This is a genomic window from Pseudomonas sp. GW821-FHT12A04 (assembly GCF_058807755.1).
Map to the genome: position 1 here is coordinate 161,828 of NZ_JBXAQZ010000006.1, position 25,183 is coordinate 187,010.

General features: G+C 60.5%; 22 protein-coding genes and 1 pseudogene. 6 read left to right on the forward strand and 17 right to left on the reverse strand.

Annotated features, from left to right (window positions below):
• Positions 1-76: 76 nt before the first annotated feature.
• Positions 77-616 (reverse strand): FixH family protein, encoded by a 540-nt coding sequence (locus tag AC1RS8_RS11715; RefSeq protein WP_057715675.1) that lies wholly within the window; start codon positions 614-616, stop codon positions 77-79.
• Between the two features lie 11 nt (positions 617-627).
• Positions 628-2,043, reverse strand: coding sequence for a cytochrome c oxidase accessory protein CcoG (gene ccoG / locus AC1RS8_RS11720; protein ID WP_090454077.1), 1,416 nt, complete (start codon positions 2,041-2,043; stop codon positions 628-630).
• A gap of 417 nt (positions 2,044-2,460) precedes the next feature.
• Between ccoG and AC1RS8_RS11725 the strand changes: the two genes are divergently transcribed.
• Positions 2,461-2,679: a hypothetical protein gene (locus tag AC1RS8_RS11725; protein WP_131726882.1), complete on the forward strand. Its 219-nt coding sequence runs from the start codon at positions 2,461-2,463 to the stop codon at positions 2,677-2,679.
• 241 nt (positions 2,680-2,920) lie between these two features.
• On the opposite strand, the gene ccoP (AC1RS8_RS11730) is transcribed toward AC1RS8_RS11725, so the two are convergent.
• From ccoP (AC1RS8_RS11730) to ccoN (AC1RS8_RS11765), 8 genes are all read right to left on the reverse strand, one after another.
• Positions 2,921-3,898, reverse strand: a complete 978-nt coding sequence (gene ccoP / locus AC1RS8_RS11730) for a cytochrome-c oxidase, cbb3-type subunit III (RefSeq protein ID WP_057715672.1) — start codon at positions 3,896-3,898, stop codon at positions 2,921-2,923.
• Entirely contained in the window at positions 3,895-4,080 is a 186-nt protein-coding gene (locus AC1RS8_RS11735) for a CcoQ/FixQ family Cbb3-type cytochrome c oxidase assembly chaperone (RefSeq protein WP_003175465.1), read from the reverse strand. The genes ccoP (AC1RS8_RS11730) and AC1RS8_RS11735 overlap by 4 nt, the downstream gene beginning before the upstream one ends.
• A 5-nt stretch (positions 4,081-4,085) precedes the next feature.
• Positions 4,086-4,694, reverse strand: coding sequence for a cytochrome-c oxidase, cbb3-type subunit II (gene ccoO, locus AC1RS8_RS11740; RefSeq protein ID WP_009042961.1), 609 nt, complete (start codon positions 4,692-4,694; stop codon positions 4,086-4,088).
• Entirely contained in the window at positions 4,694-6,136 is a 1,443-nt protein-coding gene (gene ccoN / locus AC1RS8_RS11745; protein ID WP_008050393.1) for a cytochrome-c oxidase, cbb3-type subunit I, read from the reverse strand. Before ccoN (AC1RS8_RS11745) ends, ccoO (AC1RS8_RS11740) begins: the two co-directional genes overlap by 1 nt.
• Positions 6,137-6,618: 482 nt before the next feature.
• Positions 6,619-7,572, reverse strand: coding sequence for a cytochrome-c oxidase, cbb3-type subunit III (ccoP, locus tag AC1RS8_RS11750; RefSeq protein WP_489340088.1), 954 nt, complete (start codon positions 7,570-7,572; stop codon positions 6,619-6,621).
• On the reverse strand, positions 7,569-7,766 hold the full coding sequence (locus AC1RS8_RS11755) for a cbb3-type cytochrome c oxidase subunit 3 (protein WP_218496891.1): 198 nt from the start codon (positions 7,764-7,766) through the stop codon (positions 7,569-7,571). Before AC1RS8_RS11755 ends, ccoP (AC1RS8_RS11750) begins: the two co-directional genes overlap by 4 nt.
• A gap of 18 nt (positions 7,767-7,784) precedes the next feature.
• Positions 7,785-8,393, reverse strand: coding sequence for a cytochrome-c oxidase, cbb3-type subunit II (gene ccoO, locus AC1RS8_RS11760; RefSeq protein ID WP_057715669.1), 609 nt, complete (start codon positions 8,391-8,393; stop codon positions 7,785-7,787).
• A 10-nt stretch (positions 8,394-8,403) separates the two neighbouring features.
• Positions 8,404-9,828: a cytochrome-c oxidase, cbb3-type subunit I gene (gene ccoN / locus AC1RS8_RS11765; RefSeq protein ID WP_102668942.1), complete on the reverse strand. Its 1,425-nt coding sequence runs from the start codon at positions 9,826-9,828 to the stop codon at positions 8,404-8,406.
• Positions 9,829-9,922: 94 nt separating this feature from the next.
• On the opposite strand from ccoN (AC1RS8_RS11765), the gene AC1RS8_RS11770 reads away from it, so the two are divergent.
• Positions 9,923-10,600: an alpha/beta family hydrolase gene (locus tag AC1RS8_RS11770; RefSeq protein ID WP_489340089.1), complete on the forward strand. Its 678-nt coding sequence runs from the start codon at positions 9,923-9,925 to the stop codon at positions 10,598-10,600.
• A gap of 188 nt (positions 10,601-10,788) precedes the next feature.
• Here AC1RS8_RS11770 and AC1RS8_RS11775 read toward each other — a convergent pair whose 3' ends face one another.
• The 3 genes from AC1RS8_RS11775 to acnA all read right to left on the reverse strand — a co-directional run bounded on the left by AC1RS8_RS11775 (position 10,789) and on the right by acnA (position 16,186).
• Positions 10,789-12,354 (reverse strand): methyl-accepting chemotaxis protein, encoded by a 1,566-nt coding sequence (locus AC1RS8_RS11775; RefSeq protein ID WP_489340090.1) that lies wholly within the window; start codon positions 12,352-12,354, stop codon positions 10,789-10,791.
• 105 nt (positions 12,355-12,459) lie between these two features.
• Positions 12,460-13,251: a CPBP family intramembrane glutamic endopeptidase gene (locus AC1RS8_RS11780; RefSeq protein ID WP_218496705.1), complete on the reverse strand. Its 792-nt coding sequence runs from the start codon at positions 13,249-13,251 to the stop codon at positions 12,460-12,462.
• Positions 13,252-13,444: 193 nt separating this feature from the next.
• Positions 13,445-16,186 (reverse strand): aconitate hydratase AcnA, encoded by a 2,742-nt coding sequence (gene acnA, locus AC1RS8_RS11785; protein WP_489340091.1) that lies wholly within the window; start codon positions 16,184-16,186, stop codon positions 13,445-13,447.
• A 222-nt stretch (positions 16,187-16,408) separates the two neighbouring features.
• Between acnA and rlmM the strand changes: the two genes are divergently transcribed.
• Positions 16,409-17,482 (forward strand): 23S rRNA (cytidine(2498)-2'-O)-methyltransferase RlmM, encoded by a 1,074-nt coding sequence (rlmM, locus tag AC1RS8_RS11790; RefSeq protein WP_057715663.1) that lies wholly within the window; start codon positions 16,409-16,411, stop codon positions 17,480-17,482.
• A gap of 5 nt (positions 17,483-17,487) precedes the next feature.
• Here rlmM and AC1RS8_RS11795 read toward each other — a convergent pair.
• Positions 17,488-17,575: pseudogene (locus tag AC1RS8_RS11795) on the reverse strand (outer membrane lipoprotein carrier protein LolA); the annotation flags it as partial.
• Between the two features lie 98 nt (positions 17,576-17,673).
• Between AC1RS8_RS11795 and tusA the strand changes: the two are divergent.
• Positions 17,674-17,925, forward strand: a complete 252-nt coding sequence (tusA, locus tag AC1RS8_RS11800; RefSeq protein ID WP_056721984.1) for a sulfurtransferase TusA — start codon at positions 17,674-17,676, stop codon at positions 17,923-17,925.
• Positions 17,926-18,051: 126 nt separating this feature from the next.
• On the opposite strand, the gene AC1RS8_RS11805 is transcribed toward tusA, so the two are convergent.
• Entirely contained in the window at positions 18,052-19,446 is a 1,395-nt protein-coding gene (locus AC1RS8_RS11805; RefSeq protein WP_057715662.1) for an MATE family efflux transporter, read from the reverse strand.
• 255 nt (positions 19,447-19,701) lie between these two features.
• Here AC1RS8_RS11805 and pdxB point away from each other — a divergent pair, with 255 nt between their 5' ends.
• Positions 19,702-20,844 (forward strand): 4-phosphoerythronate dehydrogenase PdxB, encoded by a 1,143-nt coding sequence (gene pdxB, locus AC1RS8_RS11810; protein WP_057715661.1) that lies wholly within the window; start codon positions 19,702-19,704, stop codon positions 20,842-20,844.
• A 90-nt stretch (positions 20,845-20,934) separates the two neighbouring features.
• On the opposite strand, the gene AC1RS8_RS11815 is transcribed toward pdxB, so the two are convergent.
• Complete coding sequence (locus AC1RS8_RS11815) at positions 20,935-21,114, reverse strand: PA1571 family protein (protein ID WP_057715660.1); 180 nt, start codon at positions 21,112-21,114, stop codon at positions 20,935-20,937.
• A 251-nt stretch (positions 21,115-21,365) separates the two neighbouring features.
• Between AC1RS8_RS11815 and AC1RS8_RS11820 the strand changes: the two genes are divergently transcribed.
• Entirely contained in the window at positions 21,366-23,153 is a 1,788-nt protein-coding gene (locus tag AC1RS8_RS11820; RefSeq protein WP_223511003.1) for an ABC transporter transmembrane domain-containing protein, read from the forward strand.
• A gap of 99 nt (positions 23,154-23,252) precedes the next feature.
• Here AC1RS8_RS11820 and AC1RS8_RS11825 read toward each other — a convergent pair whose 3' ends face one another.
• Positions 23,253-25,181 carry a transglycosylase SLT domain-containing protein gene (locus tag AC1RS8_RS11825; protein ID WP_057715658.1) on the reverse strand — a complete coding sequence of 643 codons (1,929 nt, stop codon included), beginning with the start codon at positions 25,179-25,181 and terminating at the stop codon, positions 23,253-23,255.
• Positions 25,182-25,183 lie beyond the last annotated feature (2 nt).

Consider the following 25,183-nt stretch of genomic DNA (forward strand, 5'->3'; position numbering starts at 1 on the left):
CCTCATCGCGAGCAAGCTCGCTCCCACAGGGATCAACTGTGGGAGCGAGCTTGCTCGCGATGCGCGAAGCGCGGCTTTACTTTTTCAGGTCTTCAGCACCTTGCAGCGGTTCGTCACCCAGCAGCAGATCCTTGTCATGGCTGACCGGTTCCTCTTCGAACATGCGCCAGATGTGCTCGTCCTGAGTGCCAAGCAACTCGACAAAACGCCGGCCTTCGATCTTGTCACTCAATTGGCCGATGTAGCGGCCCTGTTCGGTTTCGCTGCGGGTCAGGGTGATCTTGCGATCCTTTTCCGGCTGGGTCGGCGAGATCAGGTTCAGCTCCAGGGTCTTGGGCTGGCTGTCGCCGCTCAGGCGCAGGTCAACCTCGCCAGTCATGCCGTCGAGATGAACGCTGGCGCGCATTTTCAGGGTCTGGGCCAGCAGCTCACGGTCGAGGGAGCGGTTGATGCCTTTGCCGGCCTCGTAGTAGTTGTCGTTGACCAGGTTGTCCGGGTTGTTCACCGCGATGGTCACCATGGACAAGGTCAGGGCCACCGAGCAGGCCAGGATCCCGATGATGATCCACGGCCAGAGGTGCTTGTACCAGGGGCTTGCGGCATTTGCTGCGGGCATGTTCAGTTCTCTCAACGATTCTGTGGGCCGATGAACCGGCTCTTGGCTTCAATGTGGACGCTGTCGTCATCGGCGTCCTTGAGGATGAATTTCACCTCGTTGGTGCTCGACGGCAGTTTTTCCGGTGCAACGGACAGCTCGGCAGGCTGGCTGACGATCTCGCCGGCCGCGACCTTGATCTCGCGTCGACCCTGCAATTTGAGATCCGGCAGGCCGGATGCTTCGAGCAGGTAGGTATGGTCGCGCTGGTCCTTGTTCATGATTTTCAGGCTGTAGACGTTTTCGATCCGGCCTTCGGCGTTCTCGCGGTACAGCACGCGGTCCTTGCTGACATCGAAACCCACCAGCGCACGCATGAAGAATGCCGTCACCAGCAGGCTGATCATCGCCAGCAGCACAATGGCATAGCCAATCAGGCGCGGGCGCAGTTTATGGGTTTTCTGTCCGGACAGGTTGTGCTCGGTGGTGTAGCTGATCAGTCCGCGCGGGTAGTCCATCTTGTCCATGATGGCGTCGCAGGCATCGATGCAGGCGGCGCAACCGATGCATTCGATTTGCAGGCCGTCGCGAATGTCGATGCCCGTCGGGCAGACCTGGACGCACATGGTGCAGTCGATGCAGTCGCCCAGGCCCTGGGCCTTGTAGTCGATACCTTTTTTACGCGGTCCACGGCCTTCGCCACGGCGCGGATCGTAGGAAACGATCAGGGTGTCCTTGTCGAACATCACGCTCTGGAAGCGTGCGTACGGGCACATGTAGATGCACACCTGTTCGCGCAACCAGCCGGCGTTGCCGTAAGTGGCGAGGGTGAAGAAACCGACCCAGAAGTACGACCAGCCATCCGCCTGGCCGGTGAAAAATTCGAATACCAGCTCGCGGATCGGCGAGAAGTAGCCGACGAAGGTCATGCCGGTAACGAAGCCGATCAACAGCCACAGGCTGTGTTTGCTGAACTTGCGCACGAACTTGTTGGCGCTCATTGGCGCCTTGTCGAGCTTGATGCGTTGGTTGCGGTCACCTTCGGTGACTTTTTCGCACCACATGAAAATCCAGGTCCAGACACTTTGCGGGCAGGTATAGCCGCACCAGACCCGTCCGGCGTACACGGTGATGAAGAACAAGCCGAAGGCGGCGATGATCAACATGCCGGACAGCAGAATGAAATCCTGAGGCCAGAAGGTGGCGCCGAAAATGAAGAACTTGCGCTCCGGCAGGTTCCACCACACGGCCTGATGACCGCCCCAGTCCAGCCACACCGTGCCGAAATACAGCAGGAACAACAGGGCTCCGCCGGTCATCCGCAGGTTGCGAAACAGGCCGGTGAAGGCGCGGGTGTAGATTTTTTCCCTGGAGGCGTAGAGGTCGACGCTGTTGTTCGCGTTCTTGGTGGGTGGAGTGACGTCGTGTACCGGAATCTGGTTGCTCATCATTGCATCCCACGGCAGTGGAAAAATGCCTCGGTCAGTACGTGCCGACCGCGGTCAAAAAGGGGTGTTGCAGTGGCGCAATGATACGCCTGTCGCTCTAGCCTGCGGGTGCGACCTTTTGTCGCGTTGGGGAAAAATCATGAATGGTGTAGCAGATGTAACAAAACATGATGCAGGTCAATTGACTATAGACGATTTATCTTTTTTCTCCGTCGAGCGTCGACGGGTGCCTGGGTGGAAAGAGATATCAAAAGTCTGCTGTATAAAGAATATGTTTTTAACTTTGGTCATACTTTGTGATTGTTGGTCGATGGATGTTTGGTTCTTGTTTTAATAAGTTGTCACTGCGGCAGCAATAAGATTTGATTGTGGTATTGCGTGTCGTATATTTAAAAATCTACTTAAGGATAAGTAAAAATGTCTATTAATGATAAAGATTGCACCTGGGCAACTCAGTCTGTTGGACCAGTCACTGTCGAAGCTCATGAGCCTGGTACAGACTGCACGATTCCGGCACCAGCCACGACTGTGGATATGGTGGCGCCGACGGCGAAAAAAGTTCAGGAAAATCGCTCTTCAGGCAACAAGAAAGGGACTGGTGGTCTGGACAGTCTGGGTGGCGGTAACCTTCCTTGATTACAACCAATACGCATGAATGCGAAGTGTGTTCATGAGCGTCTAAAACGGTTTTGCCAACTAAAAATGGCGAAGCCGTTTTACATTGGTTGATCGAAGAGTGCGTGAAAAATAATAACCCGGATGACTCGCCAGCAAGTCCATGGAACTATGCGCAAATAAGCGTGCGTAGACTTGAAATGAAAACGGCCCCGCCAATTCACATTGGCGGGGCCGTTTTTTGTTGCTTCAAGCGTTTGCCTTACTCGGCGTCCGCTGCCTTCTCACCGTGAGACAGGCTGTAGACGTAAGCGGCCAGCAGGTGAACCTTGTCGTTACCCTGCATTGCCTCTTGTGCAGGCATCTGGCCCTGACGGCCGTAACGGATGGTCTGCTGCAGTTGAGCGAAGCTCGAGCCGTAGATGAACGCTGCCGGGTGAGTCAGGTCAGGTGCGCCCATCGCTGGCGTACCCTTGCCTTCCGGACCGTGGCACGCCACGCAGTTGGTGGCGAACAGTTTCTGTCCGGCAGCCGGGTCGGCCTTGGCGCCTTCCGGCAGCTTGCGGCCATCGAGGTTGGTCAGGATAAACGCGGCCACGTCGGCCACGCCTTGCTCGCCGATCACTTCAGCCCACGCAGGCATCACCGCGTGACGGCCGCCCATGATGGTGGTCTTGATGGCTTGCGCGTCGCCGCCCCAGCGCCAGTCGGCGTCGGTCAGGTTAGGGAAGCCGTAGGCGCCCTTGGCGTCGGAACCGTGACAAACCGAGCAGTTGGAGGCGAACAGGCGGCCGCCCATCTTCAGGGCTTGCGGGTCCTTGGCCACTTCTTCGATTGGCATGGCCGCGAACTTGGCGAAGATCGGACCGAACTTGGCGTCCGACCTGGCCATTTCCTTTTCCCACTCGTGAACGCCGGTCCAGCCGGTCTGGCCGTTGGCGAACGGGGTCTGCTTCTCGTTGTCGAGGTAGCCATAACCCGGCAGCAGGCCTTTCCAGTTACCCAGGCCCGGATACAGCACCAGGTAACCCAGTGCGAAGATGATGGTGCCCACGAACAGCATGAACCACCATTTCGGCAGCGGGTTGTCGTACTCCTCGATGCCATCGAAGGAGTGCCCGACGGTCTCGTCTGTCTGCTCGCTGCGCTGGCCCTTGCGGGTCGACAGCAACAGCCAGGTCAGGGAAAAGATCGTACCGAGACTGAGGACTGTGACGTACAGACTCCAGAATGTAGTCATTCTTTGTTACTCCTAGAAGCTTGCTCGACGTGCTTGATGGCTTCGGGATCATCCGCAAAAGGCAGCAAGGTCGCGTCTTCAAACTCAGACTTGCGCTTGGGGCTGAATACCCACAGCGCCAGACCGATGAAGGCCACCATCACAACGACGGTGCCCAGGCCACGAATCATCCCGATATCCATTTAGATCACCGTTTGCTTTTGATGATGGTGCCCAGGCCTTGCAGATAGGCCACCAGCGCGTCCATTTCGGTTTTGCCCTTCACAGCATCCTTGGCACCGGCGATGTCTTCGTCGGTGTAAGGGACGCCGAGCGTGCGCAAGACTTCCATTTTCTTGGCGGTGTCTTTGCCGTCGAGCTTGTTTTCCACGAGGAACGGGTAGGCTGGCATTTTCGACTCAGGCACCACGTTGCGCGGGTTGTACAAATGCGCACGCTGCCAGTCATCGGAGTAACGACCGCCGACGCGGGCCAGGTCCGGACCGGTACGCTTGGAACCCCACAGGAACGGGTGGTCCCAGACGCTTTCACCGGCGACCGAGTAGTGGCCATAGCGTTCGGTTTCAGCACGGAACGGGCGGATCATCTGCGAGTGGCAGCCGACACAACCGTTGGCGATATAAACGTCCCGGCCTTCCAGTTCAAGGGCGGTGCGGGGCTTCATGCCCTCGACCGGCTTGTTGGTGACATCCTGGAAAAACAGCGGAACGATCTGGGTCAGGCCGCCGATGCTGACGGCGATGACCATGAAGAAGGCCAGCAGGCCAATATTCTTCTCGACTGCTTCATGCTTCATCAGTGAGCTCCAACTACGGCAATCTGTTCGGCGGCTTTGGCTTCAGCCGGGTTCGAGGCGCGTACGGTACGGAATACGTTGTAGGCCATGAACAACATGCCGGTGGCGAAGAACGCACCGCCCAGGGCACGGACGATGAAGCCCGGGTGACTGGCTTGCAGCGCTTCGACGAACGAGTAGGTGAGGGTGCCGTCATCGTTGATTGCACGCCACATCAGGCCCTGGGTGATGCCGTTGACCCACATCGAAGCGATGTAGAGCACGGTACCGATGGTCGCGAGCCAGAAGTGGGTGTTGATCAGGCCGGTGCTGTGCATCTGCGCACGACCGAACAGTTTCGGGATCATGTGGTAGATGGCGCCGATCGAGATCATCGCAACCCAGCCCAGAGCGCCGGCGTGTACGTGGCCGATGGTCCAGTCGGTGTAGTGCGACAGGGAGTTGACGGTCTTGATGGCCATCATCGGGCCTTCGAAGGTCGACATGCCGTAGAACGCCAGGGAGACGACCAGGAAGCGCAGGATCGGGTCGGTGCGCAGCTTATGCCAGGCGCCCGACAGGGTCATCATGCCGTTGATCATGCCGCCCCAGCTTGGCGCCAGCAGGATGATCGACATTGCCATGCCCAGGGACTGAGCCCAGTCCGGCAGCGCGGTGTAGTGCAGGTGGTGCGGACCGGCCCAGATGTACAGGGTGATCAGCGCCCAGAAGTGCACGATCGACAGGCGATAGGAGTAGATCGGACGTTCGGCCTGTTTCGGCACGAAGTAGTACATCATGCCCAGGAAGCCGGTGGTCAGGAAGAAGCCCACGGCGTTGTGGCCGTACCACCACTGGATCATCGCGTCCGTCGCACCCGAGTAGGCCGAGTAGGACTTGAACAGGCTGACCGGCAGCGACATGTGGTTGACGATGTGCAGCATCGCGGTCACGACGATGAACGCGCCGTAGAACCAGTTACCCACATAGATGTGCTTGGTCTTGCGCTTGACGATGGTGCCGAAGAACACCAGACCGTAGGTGACCCAGACAATGGCCAGCAGAATAGCCAGGGGCCATTCCAGTTCCGCGTATTCCTTGGTGGTGGTGAAACCCATCGGCAAGGTAATGATCGCGCCGACGATCACCGCTTGCCATCCCCAGAAGGTGAAGGCGGCGAGGCTGTCGGAAATCAGTCGCGTTTGGCAGGTTCGCTGCACGACGTAATAAGAAGTGGCAAACAGTGCACATCCACCGAAGGCGAAAATCACCAGGTTGGTGTGCAACGGGCGCAGGCGTCCAAAGCTCGTCCATGCCAGACCGAAGTTCAACTCCGGCCAGACCAGTTGCGAGGCGATGAAGACACCAAGCCCCATGCCAAGGATCCCCCAGACCACCGTCATGATGGCGAACTGGCGGACTACCTTATAGTTATAAGCAGTCGGACTGATTGCTGTGCTCATTCTAAGGTTCCACGGTTTGGGTGTTTTATTAGGATTAAAAATCGGCCGCAAGTATGGAGAAAGCAGGGGGTCATTGCAACGCGCCATGACCTGGGTCAATGCTTTCAAAAGCTGATTCTGCGGCCTTTCCATGCGCCGCGTAGGGACAAAATTGCCCGTGGGCAAAACGTCCCGGCGGACTGATCAGGCGAGGGGGTCAGGTCGGATGTAACGCGGTGTGTTCAAACGCAACGTTTGGCTGACCGAAGGCAACTGGCGCGACAGCCGGTATCTACCAGCCTTTGCGGCCTGTCATCGGGCAGATTCGTCGAACACATCGTTCAGGGTCGACCTGGAACCGGCACCGGCCAGTCCGCATCGGGGGAAGCTTAGACTCGAATCCGGGGTTCCGAAAGAAAGTCTGTGCGAGGGTGCGACAATGGGTCGCAAAGGGGCAGGGAACTGCCGCATCCGGGAGAATGCGGCAGCAGAGCGGTCGGAATTTATTTGCGGTTGTCTTCAGCCTGCAGGCGCTCGGTATTCAAACCGTGGGACAGGCTGTACACATACGCAGCCAGCAACTGCACCTTATCGTTGCCGAGCAGTTCGTTCTGCGCCGGCATATGGCCTTGGCGACCATGCCGAATCGTCTGTTCAAGCTGCGTCAGGCTTGTACCGTAAATGAAGCCGGCCGGGTGCGTCAGGTTCGGTGCGCCCATGGCTTCAGTGCCCTGGCCATTGGCTCCGTGACAGGCGACGCAGGTGGTGCTGAAGGCTTGCTGTCCGGCTTGCAGGTCGGCTTTGCTGTCGGTAGGCAATGGCAGCTTGGCCAGGCCATGGCGCACATACGCAGCGACGTTTTTCACACCGTCCTCCCCCAGGACTTCACCCCAGGCCGGCATCATCGCCATCCGGCCGCCCATGACGGTGGCCTTGATGGTTTCCGGGTTGCCGCCCCAGCGCCAGTCGCTGTCGGTCAGGTTGGGGAAGCCGAATGCACCCTTGGCGTCCGAGCCGTGGCACACCGAGCAGTTTGAGGCAAACAGGCGGCCGCCCATTTTCAGAGCCTGCGGGTCCTTGGCCACCTCTTCCACCGGCATTGCCGCGAATTTGGCGAAGATCGGCCCGAACTTCGTGTCAGCCTTGGCCATTTCCTTTTCCCATTCGTGCACCCCGGTCCAGCCGTTTTCGTAGCCGGGGAGGATGCCTTTCCAGTTGCCCAGGCCCGGATAGAGGATCAGATAGCCGACGGCAAACACCAAGGTGCCAACGAACAGCATGAACCACCATTGCGGCAACGGATTGTCGTACTCCTCAATACCGTCGAAGCTGTGGCCCATGGTCTGGTCGACACTGCCCTTGGTTTCGCCCTTGCGGGTGCTGAGCAGCAACCAGGTCAGGCCGATCAGGCTGCCGATGGTCAGTACGCAGATCCACGTACTCCAGAAGGTGGTCATGGCCGGGTACTCCTTGTTGCTGATTCGTCAGTGATGTCGGGTTGTGGCTCGTCGGCGAACGGCAGCAGGCGCGCTTCGGCGAATTCCGGGCCGCGCTTGCCGTTGAATACCCACAGTGTCAGGCCGACGAAGGCCACGAACACCACGACGGTGCCGAGGCCGCGGATCATTCCAGTGCTCAATTCGATCTCTATAAAAGACAGGGGCATGGCTCACCTCTTGCTCTTGATGGCAGTGCCGAGCACTTGCAGGTAGGCGACCAACGCATCCATTTCGCTCTTGCCCTTGAGTGAAGCGACGGCGCCGGTGATGTCTTCGTCGGTGTACGGCACGCCCAGGGTACGCATGGCCTTGATCTTGGTTTCGGTATGACTGCTGTCGACCGGGTTGGCCACCAGCCACGGGTACGCCGGCATCTTCGACTCCGGTACGACGTTGCGCGGGTTGTACAAGTGCGCGCGGTGCCAGTCATCCGAGTAGCGCGCACCGACACGGGCCAAGTCCGGCCCGGTGCGTTTCGAGCCCCACAGGAACGGGTGATCCCACACGCTTTCGCCAGCCACCGAGTAGTGCCCGTAGCGTTCGGTCTCGGCACGGAACGGACGGATCATCTGCGAGTGACAGCCGACACAGCCTTCGCGGATATAGATATCGCGACCTTCCAGTTGCAACGCGGTGTAGGGCTTCATACCTTCCACCGGTTTGTTGGTCACGTCCTGAAAGAACAGCGGGACGATCTGGGTCAGGCCGCCGATGCTCACGGCCAGGATCATCAGCAGCAGCAACAGGCCGACGTTTTTCTCGATAGTTTCGTGTTTCATGGCGGACTCCTCAGGCCATCTGCGCGGCAGCGGCGACTTCGGCAGGCTGCGAGGCCCGCACGGTGCGCCAGGTGTTGTAGGCCATCAGGAACATGCCGCTGAGGAAGATCGCGCCACCCACCAGCCGCACGACGAAGCCTGGGTGGCTGGCCACCAGGGTTTCGACGAAGGAGTAGGTCAGCGTGCCGTCCTCGTTCACCGCACGCCACATCAGGCCCTGGGCGATGCCGTTGACCCACATCGAGGCGATGTACAGAACGGTGCCGATGGTGGCGAGCCAGAAGTGCGCGTTGATCAGGCCGATGCTGTGCATCTGCTCGCGTCCGAAGACTTTCGGGATCATGTGGTACAGCGCGCCGATGGAGATCATCGCCACCCAGCCCAAGGCGCCTGCGTGTACGTGGCCGATGGTCCAGTCGGTGTAGTGGGAGAGGGCGTTGACCGTCTTGATCGCCATCATCGGCCCTTCGAAGGTCGACATGCCGTAGAACGCCAGCGACACCACGAGGAAGCGCAGGACGGGGTCGCTGCGCAACTTATGCCAGGCACCGGACAGGGTCATCATGCCGTTGATCATCCCGCCCCAGCTCGGCGCCAGCAGGATCAGCGACATCACCATGCCCAGCGACTGCGCCCAGTCCGGCAGCGCCGTGTAGTGCAAGTGGTGCGGACCGGCCCAGATGTAAAGGGTGATCAGTGCCCAGAAGTGCACGATGGACAAACGATAGGAGTACACCGGACGTTCGGCCTGTTTCGGCACGAAGTAATACATCATCCCGAGGAAACCGGCGGTGAGGAAGAAGCCTACGGCGTTGTGTCCGTACCACCATTGCACCATCGCATCGGTGGCGCCGGAGTACAGCGAGTAGGACTTGGTGAAGCTGACGGGCAGTTCCATGTTGTTGACGATGTGCAGGATCGCCACGGTGACGATGAACGCACCGAAGAACCAGTTACCGACATAGATGTGCTTGGTCTTGCGCTGCATGATCGTGCCGAAGAACACGATGGCGTAGGCGACCCAGACAATGGTGATCAGGATGTCGATCGGCCATTCCAGCTCGGCGTATTCCTTGGAGCTGGTGTAGCCCAGCGGCAGGCTGATGGCCGCCAGCAGGATCACCAGCTGCCAGCCCCAGAAACAGAACGCGGCGATTTTCGGCGCAAACAATTGGGTCTGGCAGGTGCGTTGCACCGAGTAGAACGAACTGGCAAACAACGCGCAGCCGCCAAAGGCGAAGATCACGGCGTTGGTGTGCAGTGGGCGCAGGCGACCGAAGCTGGTCCACGGCAAATTGAAGTTGAGTTCGGGCCAGACCAACTGGGCAGCGAGAAAAACCCCGAGCCCCATGCCGACGATGCCCCACACCACCGTCATAATGGCGAATTGGCGGACCACCTTGTAGTTGTAGGCGGTACTGATAGAAGTGTTCATGGTTCCCCATCCACGGTTCAGCCGAAGTGAGCGCGCAGCGCAAGGCAGTGCACCCTTCGGCCGGAGTTATAGGCAGACTAAAAGCGAGGCAAGCATGGACAAAGGGCACAAGGCCGGTATTGACGGGGATCAATGGGCGCAGTGCGTGCGGGATCATGGATGGTTGTGGAATGCCGCCGCTGGCAAGGCAGCGGCGACGCTGATCCTCGCCCATGGTGCCGGCGCACCGATGGACAGCGACTGGATGAGCGACATGGCTGCACGCCTCGCCGCTCAAGGCGTCAACGTGTTGCGCTTCGAGTTTCCCTACATGGCGCAACGGCGCCTCGATGGCGGTAGACGCCCGCCGAACCCCGCACCGAAACTGCTGGAATGCTGGCGTGAGGTGTATGCCCAGGTGCGACGCCATGTCACTGGGCCGCTGGCCATCGGCGGCAAGTCCATGGGCGGGCGCATGGCCAGTCTGCTGGCGGATGAGTTGGGCGCGGATGGGCTGGTGTGCCTGGGTTATCCGTTCTATGCGGTGGGCAAACCGGAGAAGCCACGGGTTGAGCATTTGGCGGCGCTGAAGGCGCGGACCTTGATCGTGCAAGGTGAGCGCGATGCGTTGGGCAACCGGGAGGCGGTCGAGGGTTACGCGCTATCGCCGGGTATCGAGGTGTTCTGGCTGGTGGCGGGGGATCATGACTTGAAGCCGCTGAAGGCTTCGGGGTTTAGCCATGAGCAGCATTTGGCGGCGGCGGCGCAGAAGGTGGCTTCATTCCTTCAGTGAGGTTTTGTGCAGGCTGTAAGGCCCCCATCGCGAGCAAGCTCGCTCCCACAGTGATTTGTGGTGTGGCTCAAAACCCTGTGGGAGCGAGCTTGCTCGCGATGAGGGACTACCAGACAACATCACTGTCACCGGCTCAATAAAAAACCCGGAAGCTCTCGCTGTCCGGGTTTTTATCATTCCAGTAGCAATCAGCGGTTAAACCGCTCCACCAACGAATACTGTGTATTGGCAGTCTTGGTCAGCTCTTCACTCAGCAACGCCGAGTTCTGTGCCTGTTCCGAGGTCTGGTCCGCCAGTTCCGAAATGTTGCTGATGTTGCGACTGATTTCTTCGGCCACGGCACTTTGCTCTTCGGTCGCGGCGGCGATCTGGGTGGTCATGTCGGTGATATTGGCCACCGCTTCGCTGATCCCCACCAGGGCCTGGTCCGCTTCCAGTACCCGCGCCACGCCTTCTTCCGCCTGACGATGCCCGGCTTCCATGGTTTGCACGGCGGTGCCGGCGGTGTGCTGGAGCTTGGCGATCAGTGCGTGAATCTGCCCGGTGGACTCGCTGGTGCGTTGTGCCAGCTGACGGACTTCGTCGGCCACCACCGCAAAACCACGACCCATTTCGCCGGCACGGGCCGCTTCGATGGCGGCGTTCAGGGCCAGCAGGTTGGTCTGGTCGGCGATGCCTTTGATCACGTCGACCACGCCGCCGATTTCGTTGCTGTCCTTGGCCAGTTGGGTCACGGTGACGCCGGTTTCACCGACGACTACCGACAGGCGCTGGATGGCTTCGCGGGTTTCCCCGGCGATGTCACGACCACGACCGGTCAGGCGGTTGGCTTCCTGGGTGGCGTCGGCGGTGCGTTGCACGTGGCTGGCGACTTCCTGGGTGGTCGCGGCCATCTGGTTGACCGCGGTGGCCACTTGCTCGGTCTCGACCCGTTGACGTTCCAGGCCGCTGGAGCTGTTGTGCGCCAGGGCGTCGGACTGTCGGGCCTGATCGGTCAGGTGTTCGGCCGTGTCCTGCAGACGCGTCAGGCAGGTTTTCAGGCGTGCTTCCTGACTGAGGATGGACATTTCCAGACGCGCCTGGGCGCCGCGACTGTCGGTGTACATCTGTGCAATCAACGGATCGGAGGTGGTCTGCTCCGCCAGGCGCAGCAAACGCTTGAGGCCTCGCTGTTGCCACTGGAGGCCCATCAGGCCCAGCGGCACCGAAAGACCGGCAGCCAGGGCAAACCCCCAGTGGGAGTTCAACGAGGCACCGATCATGAAGCTCAATTGGCTGACCAGAATGAACGGCAGCCAGTCCTGCAGCATCGGCAACCATTTATCCGAGGAGGGAACAGCCGACTTGCCCTGGTTGATGCGCTGGTAGAGCGCTTCGGCTCGGCGGATCTGTTCGGCGGTGGGCTTGACCCGCACCGACTCATAACCGATCACCTGATTGCCTTCGAAGATCGGTGTCACATAGGCGTTCACCCAGTAATGATCACCGGTCTTGCAGCGATTCTTGACAATGCCCATCCATGGCAAGCCTTGTTTCAGCGTGTCCCACATGTGTGCGAACACCGCCGCCGGGACGTCGGGGTGACGGACCAGGTTGTGCGGTGCACGGATCAACTCCTCTCGGGAAAACCCGCTGATCTCGACGAAAGCGTCGTTACAGTAGGTGATCATGCCCTTGGCATCGGTGGTGGAAATCAACCGTTGCTGAGCCGGGAAGGTCCGCTCGCGTTGTGTAATTGGCTGGTTGTTACGCATGGCTTTTTTAATCCGCAAGGCTTTCAAGTGCTGTATCGGCAAGGCTGGCGGATTGTTGAGATTATTTTTCGATAATCGGCAATGCGTCGCAAAATGACCCTTGCGTCAGCCGGCGAGCATCGGATAGGTGAACAGACCGAAGTGCAGCAGGTTCAGGCCAAAGTGGCTGGCGATGGCGGCCCCCAGCCCCCCGAGCCGATAGGCCAGGCCATAGCCGACCCCGGCCAGCGTTGCCAGCAATACCCACCGCCATCCCGCGCCGGCATGGGCCAGGCCGAAGACCAATGACGCCAGCAGCAGGGCGAGGTGTTCACCGTAGGGCCGGTCTTTGAGATACCGGGTCAGGCCGCCCTGGATGTAGCCACGGAACAGCGCCTCTTCGACCAGCGTCACCAGCAGCAGATTGTTCAGCAACCACAGCCAGGCTTGATCCGGCCATTTCGGCGCCCATGCGATTACGCCCAGCAACAGCGCGCCACCCAATGCCAGCATGGCGCTCAAGGCCAGGGCCAGTACGGTGGCATACAGTGACAACCGAAGCGAACGGCGGCCGACAATCCACGGGCAAACCAGTAGCAGCCAGAAGCCGATCAGCGGTTTGTCCAGGTTCAGGTGCATGGCGAATGACACGGCATTGTCGGTAAAACGCTGGGGGTCGATGGCGCGACCGTTATAGAAGCCGGGTAGCCAATGCGTCGCCAATGCCAGGGCCAGAACGATGAACAGGCCGTGGCCGAGGTTGCGGGCAAAAGGGATGTCGCGTTGGCGGACGGCGACACCTGCGACCAGCAACAGGAACACCGAGATTGCCGAGAGCCAGCCGAGATGGCCGTAGGTCAGCGCCAGGCCGTAGCCGAAGGAAAGCAGAGCCAGAAGCGTCCATGGCAGGGCAATCATTTGAAGTCCTTTTGTCGGGATTTGCGATGCACTGTCAAACCCCTGTGGGAGCGAGCTTGCGCGCGATAGCTTACCGACTGTCGGCAACAATGTTGAATGTTCTCTCCATATCGCGAGCAAGCTCGCTCCCACATGGCTTTTCGTGGCCCAAACAAAGACACCGCCCGAAGGCGGTGTCTTTGTCAGCGGTCGGTCAAGACGCGATCAACTGCCGCAACACATAATGCAGAATCCCTCCGGACTTGAAGTACTCCACCTCATTGAGTGTATCGATGCGGCACAACACCTCGATCTTCTCGCGGCTGCCGTCTTCGCGGGTGATGACCAGCGTCAGGTTCATCCGTGGCGTCAGCTCGACGCCGGTCAAGCCGAGGATGTCCAGGGTTTCGCTGCCGCCCAGTTTCAGGCTCTTGCGGTTCTGATCCAGCTTGAATTGCAACGGCAGCACGCCCATGCCCACCAGGTTGGAGCGGTGAATTCGTTCGAAGCTTTCGGCGACGACCGCTTTCACCCCCAGCAGGTTGGTGCCCTTGGCCGCCCAGTCGCGACTCGAGCCGGTGCCGTATTCCTGGCCGGCGATCACCACCAGCGGCGTGCCCGAAGCCTGATAGCGCATGGCGGCGTCGTAGATCGACATTTTTTCCCCGGTGGGAATGTAGCGGGTGTTGCCGCCTTCTTCGCCGCCGAGCATTTCGTTGCGTATGCGAATGTTGGCGAAGGTGCCGCGCATCATTACTTCATGGTTGCCACGCCGCGAGCCGTAGGAGTTGAAGTCCCGCGGTTCCACGCCTTTGTCGCGCAGGTATTGCCCTGCCGGGCTGTCGACCTTGATGTTGCCGGCCGGGGAAATGTGGTCGGTGGTCACCGAGTCGCCGAGCAGTGCGAGGATCCTGGCGCCGCTGACATCCTTGACCACGGGCGCTGGGCCGCCGATGTCGTCGAAGAACGGCGGGTGCTGGATGTAAGTCGAGTCGTCCTGCCAGACATAGGTCGCCGCCTGCGGAACCTTGATCGCCTGCCATTGTTCGTCACCGGCAAACACTTCGGCGTACTCCTTGTGGAACATGGCGGTGTTGACCTGATTCACGGCGTCGGCAATTTCCTTGCTGCTTGGCCAGATGTCCCGCAGGTACACCGGTTTGCCGTCCTTGCCTTCGCCCAGCGGCTCGCGGCTGAGGTCGGTGCGCACCGTGCCGGCCAGCGCATAGGCCACCACCAGCGGCGGGGAGGCCAGCCAGTTGGTTTTCACCAATGGATGCACCCGGCCTTCGAAGTTGCGATTGCCCGAGAGCACGGAGGCCACGGTGAGGTCGGCTTGCTGGATGGCTTTCTCGATGGGCTCCGACAGCGGCCCGGAGTTGCCGATGCAAGTGGTGCAGCCATAGCCGACCAGGGCAAAGCCCAATTCATCGAGGTACTGGGTCAGGCCGGCCGCCTTGTAGTAGTCGGTGACCACTTTCGAGCCGGGGGCCAGCGAGCTCTTCACCCAGGGTTTGCGTTTCAGGCCTTTTTCCACGGCCTTCTTCGCCACCAGCCCGGCGGCCATCATCACGCTGGGGTTGGAGGTGTTGGTGCAGGAGGTGATCGCGGCGATGACCACGGCGCCGTTTTTCAGGCGATAGGTGTGGCCTTCGTAATCGTAATCCGCTTCGCCGGCCATATCGGCATTGCCGACGGCAACACCGCCACCGCCTTCACTTTCCAGGCGGCCTTCTTCCTTGCTGGTGGGCTTGAATTGCAGGTCGGTGAAGTCGCTGAACGCTTGCGCGACATTCGGCAGCGTCACCCGGTCCTGCGGGCGTTTCGGCCCCGCGAGGCAGGCTTCGACGCTGCCCATGTCCAGCGCCAGGCTGTCGGTGAACACCGGTTCCTGGCCGGGCAGGCGCCACAGGCCCTGGGCCTTGCTGTAGGCCTCGACCAGTTGCACCGTTTCCAGGGGCCGGCCGGACAGGCGCAGGTAATCCAGGGTGATGTCGTCCACCGGGAAGAAACCGCAGGTGGCGCCGTATTCCGGGGCCATGTTGGCGATGGTCGCGCGGTCGGCCAGGGGCAGGTCGGCAAGGCCGTCGCCGTAGAATTCGACGAATTTGCCCACCACGCCTTTCTTGCGCAGCATCTGGGTCACGGTCAGCACCAGGTCGGTGGCGGTGATGCCTTCCTTGAGCTTGCCGGTGAGTTTGAAACCGATGACTTCGGGAATCAGCATCGACACCGGTTGCCCGAGCATCGCCGCTTCCGCCTCGATACCGCCGACACCCCAGCCAAGCACGCCGAGGCCGTTGATCATGGTGGTGTGGGAATCGGTGCCAACCAGAGTGTCCGGGAAGGCGTAAGTGCGGCCGTCCTCGTCCTTGGTCCAAACCGTGCGGCCGAGGTATTCAAGATTCACCTGGTGGCAGATCCCGGTGCCCGGCGGCACCACGCTGAAATTGTCGAAGGCACTCTGGCCCCAGCGCAGGAACGCATAGCGCTCGCCATTGCGCTGCATTTCAATGTCGACGTTCTGCTCGAAGGCGCTGCTGCTGGCGAACTTGTCGACCATCACCGAGTGGTCGATCACCAGGTCCACCGGCGACAGCGGGTTGATCCGTTGCGGATTGCCGCCGGCCTTGGCCATCGCCGCGCGCATCGCGGCCAGGTCGACCACCGCCGGTACGCCGGTGAAGTCCTGCATCAGCACCCGCGCGGGGCGGTACTGGATCTCGCGGTCGGAACGACGCTCCTTGAGCCACGCGGCCAATGCCTTGAGGTCGGCACCGGTGACGGTTTTTTCGTCCTCCCAGCGCAGCAGGTTTTCCAGCAGGACTTTCAACGACATCGGCAACTTGTCCAGATCACCCAGGCTTTTGGCGGCATCGGGCAGGCTGAAGTAGTGGTAGGTCTTGTTGCCGACTTGCAGGGTCTTGAGCGTATTCAGGCTATCGAGGGACGGCATTGCAATCACTCCTTTGAGTCCGCACGGCTACGGACTGAGGGGATGGGCAGAACATTAAACCTAGCTCTGTTTTCAGTAGCTGGCTAATAACCGGGTTCTATCGACAAGCTCCAGCTTCCGATCTCGGCTATCATGCGCCGGTTTTCGTGACAGGCTTTGCTTCAGGGCAAGCGGTCTCTCTTTGTGGGAGCAAGCTCGCTCCTACAGGGTCCAGGAGTATTAATGAACACCCTCTTTATGCATTGCCGGCCGGGCTTCGAAGGCGAAGTCTGTTCCGAGATTTCCGACCTCGCCGCGCGCTTGAACGTGGCCGGTTATGCCAAGGCCAAGGCGGCAACTGCTTGCGCCGAGTTTGTCTGCACCGAAGAAGACGGCGCCGAGCGCCTGATGCGCGGGCAGCGTTTTGCCGAGCTGATCTTCCCGCGCCAATGGGCCCGGGGGATTTTCATCGATCTGCCGGAAACCGACCGCATCAGTGTGATCCTCGCCCACATGGCGGACTTTCCGCTGTGCGGCAGCCTGTGGCTGGAAATGGTCGACACCAACGACGGAAAGGAACTGTCGAACTTCTGCAAGAAATTCGAAGTGCACCTGCGCAAGGCGCTGATGGCGGCCGGCAAGCTGGTGGAAGATGCCCACAAGCCGCGTTTGCTGCTGACGTTCAAGAGCGGTCGTGAAGTGTTCATGGGCCTGGCGGAGTCGAACAACTCGGCGATGTGGCCGATGGGCATTCCCCGTTTGAAGTTCCCCCGCGAGGCGCCGAGCCGCTCGACCCTCAAGCTGGAAGAGGCCTGGCACCACTTCATCCCGCGCGACCAGTGGGACGAGCGCCTGCATGGCGACATGACCGGCGTTGACTTGGGGGCCGCCCCTGGTGGCTGGACCTGGCAACTGGTCAACCGTGGCATGCTGGTGACCGCCATCGACAACGGCCCGATGGCCGAAAGCCTGATGGACACCGGTCTGGTGCAGCACTTGATGGCTGACGGTTTCACCTTCAAGCCCAAGCAACCGGTGGACTGGATGGTCTGCGACATCGTCGAGAAGCCGGCGCGCAACGCCGCGATGCTGGAAGAGTGGATCGGCGACGGCCACTGCCGCGAGGCGGTGGTCAATCTCAAGCTGCCGATGAAGCAGCGCTATGCCGAAGTGAAGCGTTTGCTCGAGCGCATTGCCGATGGCTTCAAGGCCCGGGGTATCAAGGTCGAGATTGGCTGCAAGCAGCTGTACCACGACCGCGAGGAAGTGACTTGCCATTTGCGCCGACTGGACGTGAAGAAACCCAAGTCCCGCTGAAACACCGCAATCCCCTGTAGGAGCGAGCCTGCTCGCGATGGACCTGAGAGCACCACGGGGTGTCAGGTCTCCCGCGTCATCGTTGACGATCATCGCGAGCAGGCTCGCTCCTACAAGGGGGCGGCGTAATGCCACAGATGACGTTACACCCGGCAGTGCGCGACAATGCCGGCCAGCTTCAGGAGTGAATCATGAGTGAAATGCTTGATACGCCGGTAGACGGCACCCTCGACGCCACCGGCCTCAATTGCCCCGAGCCGGTGATGATGCTGCATCAACACATCCGTGATCTGGTGCCCGGCGGCCTGCTCAAAGTGATCGCCACCGACCCGTCGACCCGTCGCGACATTCCCAAGTTCTGTGTGTTTCTCGACCATGAACTGGTGGCACAGCACGAAGATGAGGGCACCTACCTCTACTGGATTCGCAAGAAGTCTGTTTAACCAACAAGCCCCCTGTAGGAGCGAGCTTGCTCGCGAAAATAACGAAGGCGCCGTTGGGCATCTGGTTTTTGCGCGTTATCGTTCACGACCTTCGCGAGCAAGCTCGCTCCTACAGGGTTGTGACGATCAACCCTGGCTGTTACGAATCCGCCGGCGCGCACTGAGCGTCAGTCGGATCGACAGCATCAGCGCCGCACAGCTCAAACCGGCAATCAACCCTTCCCACAGCCCGCTCGGGCCGCTGGCCGGACCGAACCAATCGGTCAGTCCCAGCACGTAGCCGACCGGCAGGCCGATGCCCCAATAGGCGAACAAGGTCAGGATCATTGTCACCCGGGTGTCCTGGTACCCACGCAGCGCGCCGGCGCAGATCACCTGGATGGCATCGGAAAACTGATACAGCGCGGCATACACAATCAACATCGACGCAATCTGGATCACGGCCTTGTCAGGCGTGTAGATCGAGGCGATAGGTTCGCGCAGGAGCAGGATCAGTGCCGCCGAGAACGCCGCGAACACCAGTGCCGCGCCGAGCCCGACCTTCGCCGCGAAGCGCGCCTGCCAGGGATTGCCGGCCCCCAGTGCCTGGCCGACCCGCACGGTCACCGCCATGCCCAGCGAATAAGGAATCATGAACAGCAACGAGCTGATATTCAGGGCGATTTGATGCCCTGCCACCACGGTGGAGCCGAGACTGCCGATCAACAGGGCGATGACCGCGAAGATGCTGGACTCGGCGAATACGGCGATACCGATCGGCAGGCCAATGCTGACCAGGCGCTTGATCACGGCCCATTTCGGCCGGTCGAAGCGCACCAGTACACGGGTGCGGGCATAGAACGGGGCCCAGAAGGTCCAGCCGGCCATGCTCAACGCCATGAACCACATCACGATGCCGCTGGCCCAGCCGCAACCAACACCGCCCAGGGCCGGTGCGCCGAAATGGCCATAGATCAACGTGTAGTTCAGCGGGATGTTCAGCAGTAGCCCGCACAAGCCGATGACCATGCTCGGACGGGTCCGACCCATGCCATCGCTGTAGCAGCGCAGCACGTAATAGAACGCCATGCCCGGCAAGCCGAAGGCGATCCCGTGCAGGTAACCCATGCTCGGCTCGATCAATTGCGGATCGACTTTCATCCAGTGCAGGATCGGCTCGGCGCCGAGCAACAGGCCGCTGCCGATCAACCCGACACACAATGCGAGCCACAGCGCCTGGCGGACCAGCGGGCCGATTTCGTCAAACTGCCCGGCGCCAAAGCGTTGCGCGACCTTGGGTGTGGTTGCCAGCAGGACGCCGGACATCAACAGGTAGACCGGAATCCAGATCGAATTGCCCAGGGCCACCGATGCCAGGTCCCGCGGGCTGACGCGGCCGGCCATCACCGCATCGACGAAGCCCATGGCCGTGGTGGCCAGTTGCGCGATCATGATCGGCAGGGCCAGGCCGAGCAGGCCCTTGAGTTCCAGGCGAACCGGGGTCGTGCGTGGGGCGGCGGTAGTGTCAGTCACGGAATTCACAAGCGAAGCGTCCAGAGGTTTTGATGCGCAGGGCTGCGCATTCTACGCGTTGACGCTTCGGTCAGGAAAAGACTGTGTTGGGTATTTGTAATCGCTCCGCTCTCTCTGTAGGAGCGAGCTCGCTCGCGATGAATGTGAGGGCGCCGCGTTCATTCAGGCAGCCCTCGTTATCGTTAACGCCCATGGCGAGCATGCTCGCTCCTACACAGAGATGAATTCTGCGCCTACACTGCCAACCCGCCAAAGGAGCCTGCCATGCTGATTGTTGCCGACGAAAATATCCCTCTGCTCGATGCCTTCTTCGAAGGCTTCGGTGAAATCCGCCGGGTACCGGGTCGCGCCATCGACCGTGCCACGGTCGAGCAGGCCGATGTGCTGTTGGTGCGCTCGGTGACCAACGTCAATCGCGCGCTGCTCGAGGGCAGCAAGGTGCGCTTTGTCGGTACGTGCACCATCGGCACCGATCATCTGGACCTGAATTACTTTCAGCAGGCCGGTATCACCTGGTCCAGCGCGCCGGGCTGCAATGCCCGTGGTGTGGTCGACTATGTGCTCGGCAGTCTGCTGACCCTGGCCGAAATCGAGGGTGTCGACCTGACCCGGCGTACCTACGGCGTGGTCGGTGCCGGCGAAGTGGGTGGACGCCTGGTCAAGGTATTGCAAGGCCTGGGCTGGAAGGTGCTGGTGTGCGATCCGCCACGGCAAACTGCGGAAGGTGGAGACTACGTCAGCCTCGAGCAGATCATCGACGAGTGCGACGTCATCAGTCTGCACACGCCATTGACTAAACAGGGTCAGCAATCGACCTGGCATTTGTTCGATGAAAAACACCTGAACCAGCTCAGGTCCGGCACCTGGCTGATTAATGCCAGTCGCGGGCCGGTGGTCAACAATGCAGCACTGCGCGACGTGCTGCTGGAGCGCGAAGACCTGCAAGCGGTGCTCGATGTCTGGGAAGGCGAGCCTGAAGTCGACGTGGCGCTGGCCGAACTCTGCGTGCTGGCAACGCCACACATTGCCGGCTACAGCCTCGACGGCAAGCAGCGGGGCACCGCGCAGATTTATCAGGCCTATTGCGATTTCCTTGGGCAGCCAGCCCGGGTCAGCCTGGGCGATTTGCTGCCGGCGCCGTGGCTGTCGCACGTGACCCTCAATGCGCAAAGTGACCCGGCCTGGGCGTTGGCGATGCTGTGCCGTGGCGTGTATGACCCGCGACGTGACGATGCGGACTTCCGTCGCAGCCTTGTCGGCAGTGTCAGCGAACAGCGAGCGGCATTTGATGCGTTGCGCAAGAATTATCCTTCGCGTCGAGAGATCGACGGATTGCAGGTGCGGATCGAGGGGGATGCGCCTGAGTTGCAGAGGATTGTGGCGGCGTTGGGGGCAACGGCAGTCTGATAGACCGCGAAGGGCGCCCCACAATGTCCGGACAGGCGCCCATAAAAAACCCGGCCAACAATGGGCCGGGTCAAGAAGACGGTGGCTATATCACTTTTGTTTGGCAGGTTTGACCAATCGCTTATCCAGTTCGCTGCAAGCTTTCTGGATCATTTCTTCAGTGATCGGTACTTCGCGACCCTGCTCGTCAATAATCGAGCAACCCAGAGACTGGTCTGGTTGCGTGCGGATCACTTGAATCTTGTCATCGCTGCTGTGTTGCAAGGACATGGCCTGTCTCCTCATCAGGTTGTGTGCTTACTGTAGAACCGCCAGGTGACCGGGCTATGACAACTCCCTGCGATCTTTCCTGGGGGGCAGAACCAGTCCACCAGAAATGCCACCACGTGGCTACCCGAACTTTAGACCAATAGCGTCTAGCCTCTAGTGTTGGCGGACATAATTAACCCGACTCATTGTGATTTGCAGCAAGCCACCCCATTGAGCGGTATAGGCTGACCCTAATGATTGCCTTGTCCAGGATGATTACGATGCTCTCTGCCCGTCACCGCCGTGCCATTCGCCTGGCCAGTCGCTTCATCGCGCCATATCGCTGGCAGGCCTTTGGCGCCTTGCTGGCGCTGATCGTCACCGCTGGCATCACCTTGTCCATGGGGCAAGGCATCCGCCTGCTGGTGGACGAGGGGTTCATGACCCAGTCACCGCATCTGCTCAATCAGTCCATCGGTCTGTTCATGTTACTGGTGGCGGGATTGGCGATAGGAACCTTTGCACGGTTTTACCTGGTGTCGTGGATCGGCGAGCGCTGCGTCGCCGATATCCGCCGCAACGTGTTCAATCATCTGATTTACCTGCATCCGGGGTTTTACGAAGACAATCGCAGCTCGGAAATCCAGTCCCGCCTGACCGCCGACACCACGCTGCTGCAATCGGTCATCGGTTCTTCGCTGTCATTGTTCCTGCGCAATTTGCTGATGGTGATCGGTGGGATCGTCCTGCTGTTCATCACTAACCCCAAACTCACCAGCATCGTGGTGGTTGCCTTGCCCCTGGTGATCGCGCCGATCCTGATTTTCGGACGCCGGGTGCGTAACCTCTCACGCCTGAGTCAGGACCGGATTGCCGATATCGGCAGTTATGTGTCCGAAACCCTGGGGCAGATCAAGACCGTGCAGGCCTACAACCATCAGGCCCAGGACGAGCGACGGTTTGCCGTGACGGTGGAAGAGGCGTTCAACACCGCGCGCAAGCGCATCTTCCAGCGGGCCTGGCTGATTACCCTGGTGATCGTGCTGGTCCTGGGAGCGGTCGGGGTGATGCTCTGGGTTGGTGGCATGGACGTCATCGCCGGGCGAATTTCCGCTGGCGAGCTGGCGGCGTTCGTGTTCTACAGCCTGATTGTCGGCAGCGCGTTCGGTACGTTGAGCGAAGTGATTGGCGAGTTGCAGCGGGCAGCCGGCGCGGCTGAGCGGATTGCCGAGTTGCTGCGTTCGGAAAACATCATCCTGCCGCCGGTGGCGGGCGCGGTGAAGCTGCCGGAGCGGGTCAATGGCCAACTACAACTGCACAATGTGCGTTTTTCCTACCCGTCGCGGCCGGAAAGTTATGCTGTCGACGGGTTGAGCCTGACCGTCAATGCCGGTGAGACGCTGGCGCTGGTCGGGCCATCGGGGGCCGGAAAGTCCACGGTGTATGACTTGCTGCTGCGTTTTTACGACCCGGCCGAGGGGCGCATCCTGCTCGATGGCGTGCCGTTGACTCAACTCGACCCGTTGGACCTGCGTCGCTGTTTTGCCCTGGTGTCGCAAACCCCGGCGCTGTTTTTCGGCAGCATTGAAGAAAACATTCGCTACGGCAATCCGCAGGCGACGTTGGCCGAGGTACAGGAAGCGGCAAAAGTCGCTTACGCCCATGACTTTATCGAAGCCATGCCCAATGGTTACCAGACTCATCTGGGGGACGGTGGTCTCGGTTTGTCCGGCGGCCAGCGCCAACGCTTGGCCATTGCCCGTGCGCTGCTGGTGGACGCCCCGATCCTGCTCCTGGACGAAGCCACCAGCGCCCTTGACGCCCAAAGCGAACACCTGATCCAGCAGGCGCTGCCGACACTGATGAAAAACCGGACCACCCTGGTGATCGCCCATCGCCTGGCAACGGTGAAAAACGCCGACCGAATTGCGGTGATGGACCAGGGGAAACTGGTGGCGGTGGGTACGCATCTGGAGCTGATTGCCAGCAATGCGTTGTATGCGCGGTTGGCGGCGTTGCAGTTCAGTGATGGATTGATTAACGCTGGGGAGCTCTTGTAGGAGCGAGCCTGCTCGCGATGGTCGTCAACGATGACGCGGGATGCCTGATACCCAGCGGCACTCTAATGTCCATCGCGAGCAGGCTCGCTCCTGCAGTGATCATTGATCGTCGAAATACCGTTCATGCCAATCCACGATTGGCTGCGGTGAGTTGAGCTTCTCGCCATAGATCACCGAATACGACAGCACGTTTTGCACGTACTGGCGGGTTTCGTCGAACGGAATGCTTTCCACCCACACGTCGAAACTCAGGTGGTCCGCACCGCGTAGCCATTGGCGCACTCGGCCCGGGCCGGCGTTGTAGGCGGCGGAGGCGAGGACGCGGTTGCCGTTGAACTGGCTGTGCACCTGGCTCAGGTATGCGGCGCCGAGCTGGATGTTTTTGTCCGGGTTGAACAGTTGCTGTGGCGAGCTATAGGGAATGCTGAACTTGCGTGCGGTTTCCTTGGCGGTGGCGGGCATCAGTTGCATCAGGCCCGAGGCGCCGACCCCGGAGCGGGCATCTTCCATGAAGGCGCTTTCCTGGCGAGTGATGGCGAACGCCCAGCTCGGATGCAGGCCGCGATTCTTCGCTTCACGCACCAGCGTGTTGCGGTGGGCCATCGGGAAACGGATATCCAGATCGTCCCAGTACTGCGCCTGGCTGATGGTGCGAATGGCCGGGAAGTACCATTTCAGGTCGTAGGCCAGTTTGGCCTGGGCGACCATTTCGTCGCGGCTGAAGTGACGGCTGACGTGGTACCACTCGCGGCGCCCGTCGACGATTTGCCCGCGAGCGTGGAACTCCAAGGCGCGACGTATGCCGGGGGTGTTGCGCACTTTGTTGATCAGCGCCTGGCTCATCACTAGCGGCTTGTTGTTCAGCGAATAGGGGGACTGCGAGCGATCCGCCGCGAGGAACCCATAAAAGTCGCGCTCACGAGCCACGCTTCGATACAGGGTCTGGGCTTCCGGGTTCTGCGGTTGCGCCAGCTCCAGGGTGCGGGCCTGCCAGTAACGCCAGCGGTTGGTGGTGGCCAGGTCCTGGGGCAGGCGGCGGGTCAACTGATAGGCATCGTCCCAGCGCGCCAGGCGCAGGAGCAGGCGCAAGCGCCATTCGGAAACCGTGTTGTCGCGCAGTTCCGGATCGTATTTGGTCATGACGTCCAGGGCTCGACTGTCGAAACGTTTGGCGAGGGTCAGCCCGATTTCCCGGGCGATCGCCACTTTTTCATCCCGGGAGAAATGCATGCTGCTGGCGTAACCGTCGAGCAGATTCATGGCCCTGTCCGGGTCCTGACGAGCCAGGCGGCGCAGGCCGAGGCTGACCACATCGGACATGGCCTCATCGGCCGGGGTAAAGCGTGACGGCTGGTTGAGCAGTTCCGGTTTCTGCGCCACGTCCACCAGCAAGCGGCCGCGAGGGGCGAGGGTGGTCATGCCGTTGATCAGGCTGTTGGCCAGGGGATAGTTGCGCGCCTGGGCGGCGAGTTTGGCGCGTTCCCAACGCTTTTGCTCGGTCAACTGGCCATCGGCGGCCCACATGCCGAACAGGGCATCGCAGGCTTCGGGCTGGGATTTACCGGTCAGCCAGAGCTTTTCAGTGTTGGCGTAACCTTCGGCTTTGAGGTTGTGGCTGATCTGGTACTGCGCATTCAGGCAGTCCAGTTCGGTGAAGTTCATTTTCGGGTCGTAGTACTTGACGAAGGTCGCCCAGTCGCCCCGTTCCGCCAGCCAGCGCAACCAACGCAACTTCATCCAGTTGGCCTGGGGCAGGTCGCCGTGTTCGGCGAGGAATTTCTCGATTTCGGCGTTGCTCGCGGTTTTCAGGCGCGCGGTCAGCTCGTCGTACGCCAGGTAGGGTTCCAGCGGATAATCGGCGAGGGCCTGGCTGTAACGGAAATACGGGCCGCTATCGCCCTTGGCCAGGGCGCGCTTGGCTTCATCGTAATACTGGCGTTGGGTGGACAGGTCCACCGCCTGGGCGGATTGAACGGCAGCGGCAGACAGTAAAAAAGCAGATAAAAGATTGAAAAGGCGACTGCGCATGA